The 14,425-nt window shown below is 53.0% G+C and carries 13 protein-coding genes and 1 pseudogene; 7 read left to right on the forward strand and 7 right to left on the reverse strand.

The genetic code is table 11. The features are described from left to right. Positions 1–8 precede the first annotated feature (8 nt). On the forward strand, positions 9–686 hold the full coding sequence (locus ACR0IP_RS11020) for a GntR family transcriptional regulator (RefSeq protein WP_480525520.1): 678 nt from the start codon (positions 9–11) through the stop codon (positions 684–686). 42 nt (positions 687–728) lie between these two features. Here the strand turns inward: ACR0IP_RS11020 and ACR0IP_RS11025 are convergent, their stop codons facing one another. From ACR0IP_RS11025 to ACR0IP_RS11045, 5 genes are all read right to left on the reverse strand, one after another. Further along, the gene (locus tag ACR0IP_RS11025; RefSeq protein WP_170375897.1) at positions 729–1,805 is read right to left on the reverse strand and encodes an Ldh family oxidoreductase; all 1,077 of its coding nucleotides are present in this window, start codon (positions 1,803–1,805) and stop codon (positions 729–731) included. Further along, a complete protein-coding gene (locus ACR0IP_RS11030) occupies positions 1,795–2,667 on the reverse strand; it encodes an ABC transporter permease (protein ID WP_170375895.1) in 873 nt (290 codons plus the stop codon). Before ACR0IP_RS11030 ends, ACR0IP_RS11025 begins: the two co-directional genes overlap by 11 nt. Continuing rightward, positions 2,664–3,473: an ABC transporter ATP-binding protein gene (locus ACR0IP_RS11035; protein WP_170375893.1), complete on the reverse strand. Its 810-nt coding sequence runs from the start codon at positions 3,471–3,473 to the stop codon at positions 2,664–2,666. Before ACR0IP_RS11035 ends, ACR0IP_RS11030 begins: the two co-directional genes overlap by 4 nt. Beyond that, entirely contained in the window at positions 3,470–4,438 is a 969-nt protein-coding gene (locus ACR0IP_RS11040; protein WP_480514259.1) for an ABC transporter substrate-binding protein, read from the reverse strand. Before ACR0IP_RS11040 ends, ACR0IP_RS11035 begins: the two co-directional genes overlap by 4 nt. A gap of 118 nt (positions 4,439–4,556) precedes the next feature. Continuing rightward, on the reverse strand, positions 4,557–5,429 hold the full coding sequence (locus tag ACR0IP_RS11045; RefSeq protein WP_480525523.1) for a fumarylacetoacetate hydrolase family protein: 873 nt from the start codon (positions 5,427–5,429) through the stop codon (positions 4,557–4,559). 183 nt (positions 5,430–5,612) lie between these two features. On the opposite strand from ACR0IP_RS11045, the gene ACR0IP_RS11050 reads away from it, so the two are divergent. The 5 genes from ACR0IP_RS11050 (at position 5,613) to ACR0IP_RS11070 (ending at position 10,587) form a co-directional block, all read left to right on the forward strand. After that, on the forward strand, positions 5,613–6,293 hold the full coding sequence (locus tag ACR0IP_RS11050; protein ID WP_170375889.1) for a FadR/GntR family transcriptional regulator: 681 nt from the start codon (positions 5,613–5,615) through the stop codon (positions 6,291–6,293). Between the two features lie 194 nt (positions 6,294–6,487). After that, positions 6,488–7,171 (forward strand): fumarylacetoacetate hydrolase family protein, encoded by a 684-nt coding sequence (locus ACR0IP_RS11055; protein ID WP_170375887.1) that lies wholly within the window; start codon positions 6,488–6,490, stop codon positions 7,169–7,171. A 60-nt stretch (positions 7,172–7,231) separates the two neighbouring features. Then, positions 7,232–8,767, forward strand: a complete 1,536-nt coding sequence (locus ACR0IP_RS11060; protein ID WP_170375885.1) for an acyl--CoA ligase — start codon at positions 7,232–7,234, stop codon at positions 8,765–8,767. 4 nt (positions 8,768–8,771) lie between these two features. Beyond that, a complete protein-coding gene (locus ACR0IP_RS11065; protein WP_170375883.1) occupies positions 8,772–9,749 on the forward strand; it encodes a 2-dehydropantoate 2-reductase in 978 nt (325 codons plus the stop codon). Between the two features lie 190 nt (positions 9,750–9,939). Continuing rightward, complete coding sequence (locus tag ACR0IP_RS11070) at positions 9,940–10,587, forward strand: IS6 family transposase (protein ID WP_480525803.1); 648 nt, start codon at positions 9,940–9,942, stop codon at positions 10,585–10,587. Between the two features lie 91 nt (positions 10,588–10,678). Here the strand turns inward: ACR0IP_RS11070 and ACR0IP_RS11075 are convergent, their stop codons facing one another. Next, positions 10,679–12,400: an adenylate/guanylate cyclase domain-containing protein gene (locus ACR0IP_RS11075; RefSeq protein WP_480525526.1), complete on the reverse strand. Its 1,722-nt coding sequence runs from the start codon at positions 12,398–12,400 to the stop codon at positions 10,679–10,681. A gap of 429 nt (positions 12,401–12,829) precedes the next feature. On the opposite strand from ACR0IP_RS11075, the gene ACR0IP_RS11080 reads away from it, so the two are divergent. Beyond that, the gene (locus ACR0IP_RS11080; protein ID WP_170375879.1) at positions 12,830–13,348 is read left to right on the forward strand and encodes a redoxin domain-containing protein; all 519 of its coding nucleotides are present in this window, start codon (positions 12,830–12,832) and stop codon (positions 13,346–13,348) included. 825 nt (positions 13,349–14,173) lie between these two features. Here the strand turns inward: ACR0IP_RS11080 and ACR0IP_RS11085 are convergent. Beyond that, positions 14,174–14,380 (reverse strand): annotated as a pseudogene (locus ACR0IP_RS11085) (transposase); the annotation flags it as partial. Between the last annotated feature and the right edge of the window lie 45 nt (positions 14,381–14,425).

Consider the following 14,425-nt stretch of genomic DNA (forward strand, 5'->3'; position numbering starts at 1 on the left):
ACGTGGTTATGAATCTAACGGATGGCATCAAGCGCACAACACTACATGAAGAACTGGTCGAACGCTTGCGCAACCTGATTGTCGAAGATGTTCTGAAGCCGGGAGAGAAAGTGCCCGAGAAACAGCTCTGCGACTCGTTGGGGGTCTCAAGGACACCATTGCGGGAAGCCCTAAAGGTGCTTGCATCAGAAGGCTTTGTGGTACTCCAAGCCAACCGAGGTGCGCGCGTTGCCAGTGTCACGCGAGAGGAATTGGAGAATACGTTTCCAGTTCTTGCGACGCTTGAGCAACTGGCAGGAGAGTTGTCGTGTCAGAGCATGAACTCCACGGAAATTAAACAGATTGAACGTCGCCACGCCGATATGGTGAAAGCCTATAGGTCACGTGATCGACAGGCCTATTTTAAAGCCAATCAGGACATCCATCAGGCACTGATACGTGGCGCGCGAAACGACATTCTTGAAACCCACCACAAGCTGTTGGCGGCGCGGGTCCGCCGAGCGCGTTTTGTGGCCAATCTGTCAGACGAACGCTGGGCGCAGGCAATTCGCGAACATGAAGCCATGATGGAGTTGCTTAAGGCTCGCGATGCAGATGGGCTTGGCAAAACCATGAAGCTACACATGATGAACAAGCTTTCTGCTCTTGTGAAAGCGCTTGAGGCCGAGGATGAGGCGTTTCGCTGAATTCTGTTCCAAAGCGCTTGCAAACTTTTCACGGATCGGCCGCTAGTCAGTGCTGAGACTTGGAAATGGGGGTGTCAGCCGACAGTCCAGGGCTAGTTTGTTGAGATCACGACAAAGAGCGGGGTTAAGCCTTACACCGTTTTTACGACGGGCTTCAGCTGCGGCCATTTTGCCGTCTCCGGGCAAGCGCACTGGGTCATGACCGGGCAGTGGGGCTGATGCGCGCATTTCAGAAAAGACGCGGGCCGCGTTGGCAGCAAAGTCTTTTTCCATCCCAAACGCTGCCGGATTAAGCGCCATTACGAATTGCCCTGTGTTTGTGGATGAGGTCGTGTCTGAGGTGAAGTTGACCACGTCTGAGCCGAATGCCGCACCGTTCAAGACCCCGGCCATCAATCCGATGGCTACAGAAAGACCGAAACCTTTGGGACCGCCGATCGGCAAAAGAAATCCTTCTGACTTGCGTGCAGGGTCCGTCAATGGGTTTCCATCGCGCCCGACCATCCAACCCTCAGGCATAGGCTTACCTTGCTGCAACAGGGTCTTGATCTTGCCCATCGCGGCGACAGTCGTCGCCATATCAAAAACGAATGGATCGGGGCCATCGGCAGGCGCAGAGAAAGCGATAGGATTGGTGCCAAGAAGCAGGTCGCTTCCGCCATAGGGCGGAACGTGGTTCGCACTGCCAACCGCTGCGGCCATGCCAAGCATCCCAGCCTCGGCTTGTGGACGCACGTATAGTGCGAGTGGTCCCGCATGGTTGCCGCGTCGAACGCCGACCCATCCAATGCCGACCTCTCTCGCCTTTTGTATTGCAAGATCTCGCGCCGCCGACATAGCTAAATGACCAAGTCCGTCATCTCCGTCGATCAAAGCGGTTGCGACAGTCTCATGTTCTATCGAGACTTTTGGCGTAGGATTCGAACCGCCGCCCGCCAACCGGGCAAGGTACTGGCGCAGACGAAATACACCGTGTGTGCCGTAACCATAGATGTCGGCCTCCACCATCGTCGAGGCCACCTGAACAGCGTCCGCTTTTGGCACACCTCGCGTTTCGAGCGCGCTCGCCACAAACTCGCGCAGGGCCTGGCAGTGTATTTTCACAGGTTCAGAAGTCATCTCTGCCGACCTGCTCTTTATGCCAGAACACTAGTTTACGCTGTGTCCAAACCACCGTTGCAAAAACGGCCAGGCCGACGAGGCTGAGATACAGGATCAACGAGAACACCCGAGGTGTATTGAGCTGCGAGGCTGCAACACGGATCAGCTCACCAAATCCCTTTCCGCCGCCCAGGAACTCTCCTGTAATTGCACCTGCCATCACGCCAACTGCACCGATCTTGAGACCGGTGAATATCTGCGGCAGGCCAGTTGGCAGCTTCATCTTGATCAATGTCTGCATCCGGCTCGCGCCCATCGTCTTGAACAACATGCGCGCGTTTTCGTCGGCGGCGTGAAGCCCAGCGGCTGTTCCAACCACAATTGGGAATGTCGCAATAAATGCGGCAAGTGCCACCTTGGATTCAATGCCGAACCCCAGCCACGCCACAAACAGCGGGGCGAACGCGACTTTTGGCATGGTGTCTATGGCCACGAGGTAAGGCATCACTGCTTTTTCGCCAAATGCGGTTTCCCCGACTAGCACGCCCAGCGAAAAACCGATCGCGATCGCCAAGGCAAAGCCATAGATGACCTCTTTGAAAGTGATCCAAAGCGCACCCAGCATGTAACCTCCGGTCAAAAGGTTTTGTCCGACGAAAATCATGTCCCTAAGGGTCTCCATCGGGGTAGGCAGGATGATCGGCGATACAAGCCCCAAGCTCGTCACAATCTGCCAAGTGCCCACGAAAACGACGAAAACAAACGTCATCGCAATCCAACGGGGAACCGAGTCGATAAAGTGAACTTTCTGCTCCCATACGGTGTCTTCTGCGGGGTCAGCGTCCTTTACGGAAGGCGAATAATCCTGAACTTGGCTCACATTTCTTCTCCCTTATCCAGGAGGCTGCGAATGTAGTCTACAATAGCGCCGAACTTAGGAGTCGTCATCATATCGAGCGTGCGCGGGCGAGGCAGGTCGACTTCAACAATTTCAGCAATCCTGCCTGGACGTGGCTTCAACACGACGATTTCATCGGACAAAATCACCGCCTCTTGAATGGAGTGCGTCACAAGAAACGCGGTCGCTTCCTGTTCCCGGCAAATCCGCTGCAACTCCATATTCATCATGTCGCGCGACAACTCGTCGAGAGCGCTGAACGGTTCGTCCAACAAAAGCACGGCTGGTTCGGTTATCAGCATTCGACAGATCGACGCGCGTTGTGCCATCCCGCCCGACAATTCGTTCGGATATACGTTTTCAAAACCTTTCAAGCCTACGACATCTAAAAGTTCGTGAGCCTTTGCCATGGCTTGTTTGGCTGCTGCCTTTCCATCGCGGATCTCGATCGGCAGAACAATGTTTTCCACAGCTGTTTTCCATGGGAAAAGTGTCGCTTGCTGGAACATCATACCAATATCACGGCGGGTCCCAGTGACCGGCAACCCCTGAAGGATCACACGTCCTTTAGTTGGCGGGATCAGACCCGCCATGATCTTGAGCAGAGTTGACTTACCGCACCCGCTGGACCCGATGACAGATGTGAAGCTTCCTTTCCGAAGCGTCAGATTAATGTCTTCGAGAGCGACCACTAGATTGCGCGCATAAGTCTTGCTTACGTGTGTCAACTCGTAGACCGGCGTGCCAAAGGGCGCGCCGGAAAACTCATGGGTGACTTCAGCGTTCATTTACTGACAGCCTCGTTGCCAATGGCAGCAAACTCATTGGTCCACGCAGCGCTCAGGTCATCAAGTGGTCCCGGAATTTCGCCGCCTGCGACCAGCGCGTCTTGCCATTCTTGCCAGACTTCGGCGGGATACCATCCCAGACCATTGCTTGGATCCGCCGCTATGGTTTTTGAACGCACGGCATCGAACAGTGCCGACTGGAACTCCTTGTCTTCGCCTTCTTGCGGATTGCCGTCGGCCAGGTGCTTCAACACGGCTTCGCGGTTGGCATCATCAAGTGCAAAAGCATGGCCACGAGCGAATGCGCGGCTCCAAGCCTCGACCAGTTCCCGATCATTGGCGATTGTGTCGGCCATAGTAGCGATGCCGTTCCCGAAGAAACGCCCAAATTCTGCCGGCGTAATGTCGCGCACTGCCATTCCGCGCTGGTTCAGAATTGCCGTGTCAGCTGTCGATGCGGAATATGCGTCGATTTCACCGTTCAGGAAAGCCGCAGTTGCCGGGCCACCGTCGCCGACAGTCAGGAAAGTGAAGTCTTCACCCTCTTTCATGCCTGCTCCGGTCATCACATTGCGTGCAAAGCCGACTTCCGCGCCATCAGCCGTACCTGTTCCGATAACTTTACCTCGAAGCTCTTCAACACTTTGGATGTCAGAGTCTTCTGGCACGGCGATGCCGAAGTTGCTGCGTGCCGCAACGTTGTAGATATGTACTGCGTCCACATCCCGCGATCGCGCTGCGATTAGGGGGCCAGGTCCGGGGCGACCGAAATGCGCTTGCCCTGCAGACAAAGCTTGAAGCACGGCTCCCGAACCGTTGATCGCCTCGACGGTCACGTCCAAACCTTCGTCTGCGAAGTAACCTTCTCCAATGGCGACAAAAACAGGAAATGAGTTGATCGCCGATGGGCTCGGCTGTACAAAAGTGATCTTACGCAAGTCCTGCGCAAAACCTTTCGTTCCCATTGCTCCCGCTACCGGAACTGCCGAAAGCAAGGACGCTGTGAAAGTCCTTCTGTTCATCATTTTAGTCTTCCTCCCTTGCATGGTTGGCTTCCAGCAGCTTCAGAGATGCAGGAGCCACTTACACGGCGCGCACGGTATTCCTGAGCGTGCCAATTTCTGAAATTTCACAAACCACCGTGTCCCCGTCTTTCAGGAACTGAGGCGGGTCCATTGCGTATCCGACGCCTGACGGCGTGCCGGTCGCAAGTACGTCGCCCGGTTCTAGGGTCAGGCCTTCTGATAGGGATGCGATCAGCGTCGGAATGTCGAAAATCATGTCCGACGTAGTTCCGTTTTGGCGCTGTTCGCCATTGACGGTTATTCCAATTGACAAAGACTGCGGATCGCTGACCGCATCAGCAGTCACGATCCAGGGACCCAATGGGCAAGACCCATCTAAACCTTTGCCTTTGAAATACTGCCCACCATGTCGGCGTTGAATGTCGCGTGCGGTGATGTCGTTGAGGATCGTATAGCCGTATACATGGTCGTATGCGTCAGCCTTGGCTATGTTTCGGCCCGGTTTTCCAATCACAACTGCCAGTTCCACTTCGTAGTCGATGGCTTGTGATACCGATGGGAAAATCAGAATGTTTGCCTCAGGTGCCACAATCGAGGTTGGCGGTTTTGTGAAGAAAACCGGATGCTCTGTTACACCAATTTTTTGATTTTGTGCCCGTTCGCCCTCGGCAATGTGTTCAGCGTAATTGCGCCCTACACAAAACACGTTCTTACTCGGACTGGGAATTGGCGCCAGAAACGGCGCGTCATCCCAAACCAGTGCGTCCTTTAGACTACCTGCTTCAGCCGATGAAACGAGGGATCTCAAAACTCCAAGCGTATCTTCTCCACCCGCGATCAATTGCTGCATTGAACCGGCGTTCAGCGTTTTGCCAATCATTTGCGCTGCGCGCAAAATGTCCAACTTGCTGCCATCTTCAAGTATTGCCACGCAAACGGCGTGACCCTCTACGGAAACAGTTGCTAACCGCACTCGGCACTCCTCCCTCGTGCTTATGTCAAGCCGTGGTCACGGAACCTGTCCTGCGACTCGTTTCTTGCTTTCCTCTTGCTCTTGAGTTTTTTCCGACTTGGCGTTTCAATCAATCAACCAATCACTAAATTGGGTGGAGATATGAGCGCACCAACCGAACTCGCGCACCGCGTACGCGACCTAATTAACAATGCGGGATACAGGCATAACGACAGGCTCCCACCTGAACGTGAGCTGTGTTCAAAACTTGGGACAACTCGCAATCAGTTGCGAAGAGCGTTGGCAGAACTCGAGGCCCAGGGGCTGATCTGGCGTCATGTGGGGCGGGGAACATTTGTTGGTTCCAGACCGGTTCTCAACCTCACCGACGTAACTTACTTGGGCAATCAAATTAAACCTGAACAGGTTGTGTCGGTGCGATTCACGGTCGAACCGCAGCTTAGCCGGCTGGCGGCACTCCATTCCACTCGTTCAGACCGTGAGCAAATGAGGCTTTGCGCTGACAAATGTCGCACGGCAGAAGACTGGCGCACCTACGAAGCGTGGGACAACAATTTGCACTACGCCATAGCCCGCTCTACTCGAAACCAACTTTTTCTATACTTTTTCGAAACTTTGAATTCGGTCCGTAGGTCGATTGTTTGGGGGCAACCACGCGAAACCCTGAAGCCCGCTGAAAATTACTCCAGTTTTCGGGAGCATGATGCGATCGTATCCGCCATTGCAAAGGGCGACGCTGAACTTGCCGCCAGTGCCATGGTGGATCACCTGAAATCCGTTTATTCGCGCGTACTACCCAAAAGCATGCAATCTGACGGCTGATGTAGAATAAGTGCCCAACCAATTCTAGAAATGGTCGGGCTGCAACGAGGTTGGAGCTCTTGCATACTCACCCCAAATTTGGCGATGACTTCATAGGAAGCCGCGTCTGATCGTATCTGGCGTAGCATCGATCGGAAGGTCTCTGGCCGTTTGGAAATCCGATCATTGGCAACTATACGCTGAGGAGGAAAGCGATGTCCGGTCATGTCATTCCCGCGCCGCAGGTGCATACTATACCCGTAGCGGGGGGCGGCACATTCCCAGTGCGTCGCGTTTATTGCATCGGCCGAAACTACGCCGCACATGCAATTGAAATGGGTCATGACCCTAACCGGGAACCTCCGTTTTTCTTTCAGAAGAATCCTAACAATCTGGATTCCTCGGGTGAATTCCCGTACCCACCGCACAGTTCCGACGTGCACCACGAAGCAGAAATGCTCATTGCGCTCAAGTCCGGCGGTACGAATATCTCGGTGGACGATGCATTGGATCATGTCTTTGGATATGGTCTCTCGCTTGATATGACCCGACGCGACCTGCAGGGGCAGATGAAAAAAATGGGCCGTCCTTGGGAAATTGGTAAAGCGTTTGAACGCTCTGCGCCATGCGGGCCTATTCACAAGGCATCAGAAGTTGGGCATCTCGACCATGGTCCAATTACTTTGACGGTGAATGGTGACGTTCGGCAAGAGGGTGATTTGAACCAGATGATCTGGAAGGTCCCAGAGATGATCTCCTACCTGAGCGACTACTTTGAGCTCGCTGCCGGAGACGTCATCCTTTCTGGAACACCTTCTGGCGTTGGCCCTGTGAGCCGTGGCGATGTTATGGTTCTGGCCGTCGACAAACTGGGTAGCATAACGGTCAACGTAACTTAGCAAGTACTACAACAAACCCTCTCCGCGAGTTAGGCCAATGCTTTTGTGAACGGATCCCGGATGCCCTATCTAGTCGCTGAATTGATTGCTCCCCATTCCGGCACTGCAAATGCTATCGGTGCTCCTGGCCGGTCTTGGTTGAATTACCATGGGCTCCGCGAGCTTTGCGCAAAGGTCAAAGCGGATCTATATCAGATCGGAGTAGGTCGTAGAGATCGAGTTGCGATCGTTTTGCCCAACGGTCCAGAGATGGCGACGGCTTTCATATCCGTTGCCCAAGTGGCTACGACGGCACCTCTGAACCCTGCCTACACTTATGAAGAGTACGTATTTTACCTCAAGGACCTGCGGGCTAAGGCACTGCTTGTAAGTGAAAACGAAGACGGACCTGCAGTAAAAGCGGCAACCGATCTCGGCATCGCTATATTGCGGGCGTCTTCCGATAGCTTCCCAGAGGCCGGCCAGTTTTCGATTTTGTCCCGCGACCCAATTGGAGTCGCTGATACCTCTGCGCCGCGTGAAGATGATGTCGCCCTGATACTCCACACTTCGGGAACGACGTCGCGCCCAAAGATCGTCCCTCTGACGCAGGCAAATATCTACGCATCTGCGAGAAATGTGGCTTCGTCTTTGACACTGACAATCAATGATCGTTGTCTAAGCATCATGCCGCTGTTCCATATCCATGGGCTGATCGCAGCAGTCGCGGCTTCTTTAGGCGCCGGATCGCAAATTAGCTGCGCCCCTGGGTTCAACGCTCTAAGCTTTTTTTCGCAGGTCGCTGAAGTTGATCCGACTTGGTATACGGCAGTCCCGACGATGCACCAAGCTATTCTGACCCGAGCTGCACGAAACCAATCAATCATTGATCAATCGCGGTTGCGCTTTCTTCGATCTTCCTCTGCTTCGTTGCCCGCACCAGTTATGGAAGAGTTGGTTGCAACATTTAGTGCGCCCGTCATCGAAGCCTACGGCATGACAGAGGCCGCGCACCAAATGTGTTGCAACCCGCTTCCTCCGCAAAAGCAAAAGCCCGGATCTGTTGGAATAGCTGCAGGACCCGAAGTCAGGATTGCACACGAAACGGAAGATGTGTTGATCGCTTCGCGGGATGTCGGAGAAATCGTTATCAGCGGTCCGAACGTGACACCGGGATACGAGAGCAACCCGCAGGCAAATGCAGACAATTTCTTTGAAGCGGATGGAAAGCTTTGGTTTCGTACCGGTGATCAAGGGTCGTTCGACGAAGAGAATTACCTGCGGCTGACCGGACGCCTTAAAGAGCTGATAAATCGTGGTGGAGAAAAAATCAGCCCGCTCGAAGTCGATGCCGTGCTTCTGAGCCACCCGGACGTTGCTCAGGCAGTTTGTTTTGCCGTCCCACACGAAAAACTGGGCGAGGATATCGCGGCGGCGGTGGTACTGTCCGAGGGCGCGGCGATCGCGGGTACAGAGGTCCGGGATTTTGTCGGCGAACGGCTCGCAAAATTCAAGGTGCCGACATCAGTGGTCATTCTCGAAGAGATTCCAAAAGGCGCGACTGGTAAGATACAACGGATTGGGCTGGCCGCTAAACTGGGGCTGACAAAGGCTTAGACACATGAAAGTTTGCATCTTTGGTGCCGGAGCTATCGGAGGTTACGTTGCCGCGAAGCTTGCGCAGACTGACGTCGACGTCAGTGTCATTGCGCGTGGCGCCCATCTGACTGCAATGCGGGACAATGGGCTGACTCTCCTTGAGGGTGGGCGGGACCCGATCAATGTGCGGGTACGCGCCTCCGGCAATGCCGCCGATCTTGGCCCACAAGATTATGTCTTCATCACGCTAAAAGCGCACTCTGTTCCAGCGGTTGTAGATACAATGCAGCCGCTGATTGGATCCGAGACAACACTAGTAAGTGGTGTGAACGGGGTGCCTTGGTGGTACTTCCACAAACTGGAAGGTCCCTATGAAGGGAAGAGGTTGCGGTCTGTGGACCCGGGTAACGTGCAATGGAATGGTTTCGGGCCAGATCGGGTTCTTGGATGTGTCGTCTACCCAGCCGCAGAAGTCGCTACTCCGGGAACTATCAAGCATGTCGAAGGCAATCGTTTTTCTTTGGGCGAGCCTGATGGTTCCAAATCAGACCGCGCTGCCAAGTTTTCCGCGGCACTATCCGCCGCTGGGTTGCGTGCGCCCGTGAGACCAAGAATTCGGGACGAAATTTGGCTGAAGTTGTGGGGTAATCTGTCGTTCAACCCGATTTCCGCTCTTACCCACTCAACACTTGATGTACTGTGTACTGATCCTGGTACACGGTCTGTGGCGCGCGGAATGATGCTAGAGGCTCAGGAAATCGCCGAGAAACTTGGGATCAGGTTTCCGGTAGATGTTGAAAAACGTATTGACGGAGGGGCAGCAGTTGGCGCCCACAAAACCTCTATGTGGCAGGACTTGGAGTTGAGCCGACCAATGGAAATTGATGCACTGGTCACTTCGGTGCAGGAATTGGGGCAACTGATCGGGATCGCAACACCCACAATCGACACTGTTGCATCACTGACAAAACTGAGGGCAAAGGTCGCGGGTCTTTACTAAGCTTCTGCCAGCGACCATCTGGTCTTATCAGAAGTGCCTTGTCAGAAGAACCTTGCTTGAGCGGTTCAGGGGGTCTTGTCAGAAGAACTTGTCTTGAGGCGGGCAGGGGTGTTGCGTAGCTTTTTCCGATGACCAGATCTGCCTTTTTCAGATACTTTAAAATAGTCCCGAGATCCTCCGCTTGGCAGTGATGCTGTACATCCGTTTCCCGCTCTCGCTTCGGAATATCGAAGATCTGCTTCACGAGCGAGGCATCGATGTGAGCCACGAAACCGTCCGATACTGGTGGAACAAGTTCGGCCCGATGTTTGCTGCTGAGATCAGACGGAAGCGTGTTCAGCAACTGCGCGCCTTCTCCAAATGGAAGTGGCACGTTGACGAGGTTTTCGTGAAGGTGAATGGCAAGCGGCATTATCTTTGGCGGGCTGTTGATCACGAAGGTGAGGTACTGGAAGCTCTTGTCACCAAACGCCGAAACAAAACTGCAGCACTGAAATTCCTCAAGAAATTGATGAAGCGACACGGTAAAGCGGAAAACGTCGTCACGGATCGCTTCGCATCGTATCGTGCCGCTTACAAAGAGCTTGGGGCTACCAAAAAACAGCAGACGGGCAGGTGGCTCAACAACCGCGTCGAGAATTCACACCTTCCTTTCCGACGGCGTGAACGCCCGATGCAACGGTTCAGGCGCATGCGAAGTTTACAGAAATTCGCCTCCGTCCATTCCTCTGTCTACAACCACTTCAACCAGGAAAGATCGCTAGCCAGTCGAGACACCTTCAAGCTGACCTGCGCCGCTTCTCTTGGCGAGTGGCTCAACTTTGTTCCGGATAGGTAAGCGGTTTCCGCGGCAAACAAAGACTGGCTCGAATTCGTCTGACAGCACCCAACGTGGACATTTGTCACTTAGCAAATTCTTCCAGAAGAATTCAGTCTGGAACGCCTGCGGCGATCAAGACTTGAACAAAGCGCTCTACTTGTTTGCGGTCTCGACCAGGAATTCGTCTTGCATCACTTGCTCTGACGTCCGGCGCAACTGCCAGGTAGGCGTCTAACGCCTTGTCTCTCTCCTCAATGCGACCAGAAAGATGTAGCGTCGCCACCAACTGCCTTCTGTAGGTTGGGTTTTCGGGTGCCAAGGCCAGTGCACGACGCACCGTCTTTTCTGCGCTTTCGTAGTCCTCTAAGCAAAAATGGGCAAAGTAGACGCCCATCAACCAAAGCGGTGTAAAAACGTCCTGAGGACTTAATGTCTCTGCTCGTTTAACCAGATCCAGGCCCTTTTGGTATGCGCCGCTTATGCAGTATCCGCTTCCACAGAAGCCCAATACAGTCGAAAACGATGGCGCTAGCGTAATGGCGCGATCAAAGAGGTCAACTGCCTCGTCCCAGCGGCCTACAAACATCAAAGACCATCCTTTGATCGCCAAAACAATGGGATCTTGATTGTCGGCTCGCACCGCCGCATCTGCCGCTGCGACCATCGCCGCGGCGGAATTCTCGCCGGGTTCTGCCCAACTGTAGAATGCTTGTAGAAAATGCGCGAGAGCCAGGTCAGCGTTGCCAAATGCACCACCGGACAGTTCAACTGCCCGTTCAAAATAGCGTCGAGCTTCTGCTGTTTCCGCCTGCCCCAAACGCATGACGAGAGGTCGCCCTCTCATTACACATTCCCAGGCGTCTAATTGCGTCGGATCTTTTTCACGGGCGCGCCTAGCTTCGGCACTCAAAAATCCTGGCCCGACCGCCGATACTATCGCGTTCGATATTTCGTCCTGAATATCAAAGATGTCAGTGAATACTCGGTCGTAGCGGTTTGCCCAAACCTGTGTTTCAGTCGCCAAGTCAATTAATTGAGTAGTGACCCGAATTCGGTCTCCAGACTTTCGAATAGAGCCTTTCAGCACATACACTACACCCAAATCTCTGATCGTCGCCGTCAAATCCATTCTTTTGTCCTTATGGGCCTGTGTGGAATTTCGCGAAATCACATTGAACCAAGGCATACGGCTTAAGTCCGTAATTATATCTTCCGCCATGCCATCGGCAATGAATTCGTTTTCTGGATCAGAGGATCGATTTTCAAAAGGGAGTACTGCTACAGTCGGCTTGGAAACAGTCATCGCAGGAATAACGGCGTCAAGGGGCCACTGGAGGATGTGAACAGGTTCAGATATGTTTTTTAAAGTGCGGGATCCTGCTGGTGCAAAATCCGCTTCAAACTTACCATCAAACTGGCGATGTGCGTCTGCTGAAGTAACAATCGTTGAAGGTTCCGCCAAAGCTTCGAGCCGAGCAGCGATATTGACTCCGTCACCATACAAATCGTCGCCGTCGACTATTACGTCACCAACATGCAAACCTATCCGATAAGCAATGCGTTTAGAGGGATCTATAGACTTCTCGGCTTCCGATACTGATTGTTGAATCGCTACGCAAGCTCGTGCGGCGCTAACTGCCGAGGGAAATTCGATAAATAGACCGTCCCCGCTACTCTTAAAAACGCGACCACTATTTCCAGCAATAATTGGCTCGAATATTTCGGAATTTAGACGTTGTTGCCGCGCTATTGTTCCTTCTTCATCTAAACCCAAAAGACGGGAAAAACCGACCATGTCCATGGCCACAATCGCAGCGAGGCGTCTTTCCAAGTTGTGCTCCATGAAACGTTAACTCCAAGCCTAGGTTGTTCTTCCGGTAGACACGAAACGAATTTCGTCGAGCTGAAAGTCCCTAGGCGATCTTATATGATAGGCGCTTCATGCCCATGGCTTAAATCTGGAAAGCCCTCCAAGGTCCGCGATAGGTTTTGTCTACTAGAACACAGCATTTGCGGCAGACGTTTGGTTGACCATCTTGAATACGCGTGAAGCAGGGGTACTGAAAAACTTGATGGCTGCTCTGTTCGCAACTCGGTCGTTGCTCCAATACTGTCGAACGTCCGTTGTTGTGACAGCAGGCGCACATACAGCGCTGACTGCAGTACAAATCGGGCAGACCACCGCAGACTTCGGTCATTTTGGCAAATTTTAAATTCAAATCGACGTACAATACCCCCAACCTAAAAAAGGACTAATCGAATGCAAAACTACAAACCCGCTGTGGGCACCCCCATTGCAAATATCTCTCTACCAACAGTCGGCGGCGGAACAATGACCGTGGGCGGAAAGCGTGAGCGACATCAGTTTTTCGTCGTCTACCGCGGAAAGCACTGTCCTCGCTGCAAGCGACACCTCAACAAATTGCAAAAGATGCTGCCAGAATTCGAAGAAGCAGGCATTGATGTTCTGGTCGCTTCCGCTGATCCGATCGACAAATCTCTCGCGGACCAGGATGAATTCGGCTGGGAGTTTGATTTAGCTTATGATCTCAGTGAAGATCAAATGAGGGAATTGGGTGTCTATGTAACCGATCCTATTTCGCCAAACGAAACGGATCGGCGTTTTGCGGAGCCGGCATCGTTTTTCATTCTTCCGGATGGCACGACGCAGATTGTCATTGTGTCTAACGGGCCTGCGGCACGTCCGGATCTGGAAGAGTTGCTAGATGGAATGAAGTTCAATATCTCCAACAATCGACCGACGAGGGGGATGGCTTGAAGAAATGCGGCCGTTGTGGGTTTTGTAGCCAAAAAGCTGGCGGGCTTATTTCCCAGTGAAATCATGGAACGATAGGTGGGGTGAGACAAATAGAAAATATTTGGGAGACGCTTGCGGCTGCGGCGGAATAGCACGCTCGTGCCGGAGCGGCCATTGGTGTACTGAGTAGAGAACGACTGCAATGAGCCCAACGCAGCCTAAAGAATTGACCTATTAAAGCTCATATGGATCAGGCGTACCCTCCGGGATAGGCGGTTCAGCCTGCAACGAAGCTGCATGGTCCGCCTACACCCTCCTACTTACCCGCCTAAAGTTATACTAACATGTACTACAACTTGAGACGTCGTGCGACATCAATGTTGCGTAAAATCTGCATAACATGCTGAAAAATTGAGATTTAATACCACGGATCGCGACGCTATCATGGCGGTTCACATAAAACCCATACTGTGATGTTCATACTTATATACAAAGGCGCAGAACATCCGGTGATTGCAATGCATGCCATTTGACAGTCCGTCCTCGAATGCCGCAATGCGCAATAGAGTGTGATCTCGTGGCATTGCGCCAATAACGGATTTCAGAAATCAGACTTAAAAGTCCTCTGCACATTAGGCTGATCAATCAACTGTTAGATGTTGTTTCCGATTAGGCGTGTTCACAAAAGGGGCTCACATCTATTGTCCAACATGAAACAAGCTGGTGTCTGTGATGGAGTTCAGCTTAGCGCAACACATAATGGTCTACGAAGAATGGGCGTTCTCAACACTGCCTGGCGCGTTGGTCGATGAAGACTTAGGCGTATCGTAAATCCGCGGTACTAATATCGCTCCATTGCTTCCAACAATTGTACAAGGTCTTGCGCGGTCCGTATCCTTTGGGCGCGACGCGCCACCGTAAACCATTGCGATTGATGAAGATAATTCCACTCAGCACGCGCTTGTCGCCAACACGAGGCTTGCCATGGGGCTTTGGAAAGAAAGGTGCAAGCCGCGCCATCTGCGCGTCGTTCAACCAGAATAGATCAGACATGTTCACCGCTCGTTTCTTGAGCCGTGAATCTCGCAACCAAACGGA

The organism is Ruegeria sp. AL11 (assembly GCF_056540865.1).

Coding starts and splice junctions, on each gene's coding strand:
- ACR0IP_RS11020 (WP_480525520.1), top strand. CDS start 9: ATGAATCTAACGGATGGCATCAAGCGCACAACACTACATGAAGAACTG.
- ACR0IP_RS11025 (WP_170375897.1), bottom strand. CDS start 1,805: ATGACTTCTGAACCTGTGAAAATACACTGCCAGGCCCTGCGCGAGTTT.
- ACR0IP_RS11035 (WP_170375893.1), bottom strand. CDS start 3,473: ATGAACGCTGAAGTCACCCATGAGTTTTCCGGCGCGCCCTTTGGCACG.
- ACR0IP_RS11040 (WP_480514259.1), bottom strand. CDS start 4,438: ATGGGAACGAAAGGTTTTGCGCAGGACTTGCGTAAGATCACTTTTGTA.
- ACR0IP_RS11050 (WP_170375889.1), top strand. CDS start 5,613: ATGAGCGCACCAACCGAACTCGCGCACCGCGTACGCGACCTAATTAAC.
- ACR0IP_RS11055 (WP_170375887.1), top strand. CDS start 6,488: ATGTCCGGTCATGTCATTCCCGCGCCGCAGGTGCATACTATACCCGTA.
- ACR0IP_RS11060 (WP_170375885.1), top strand. CDS start 7,232: ATGCCCTATCTAGTCGCTGAATTGATTGCTCCCCATTCCGGCACTGCA.
- ACR0IP_RS11065 (WP_170375883.1), top strand. CDS start 8,772: ATGAAAGTTTGCATCTTTGGTGCCGGAGCTATCGGAGGTTACGTTGCC.
- ACR0IP_RS11070 (WP_480525803.1), top strand. CDS start 9,940: ATGCTGTACATCCGTTTCCCGCTCTCGCTTCGGAATATCGAAGATCTG.
- ACR0IP_RS11080 (WP_170375879.1), top strand. CDS start 12,830: ATGCAAAACTACAAACCCGCTGTGGGCACCCCCATTGCAAATATCTCT.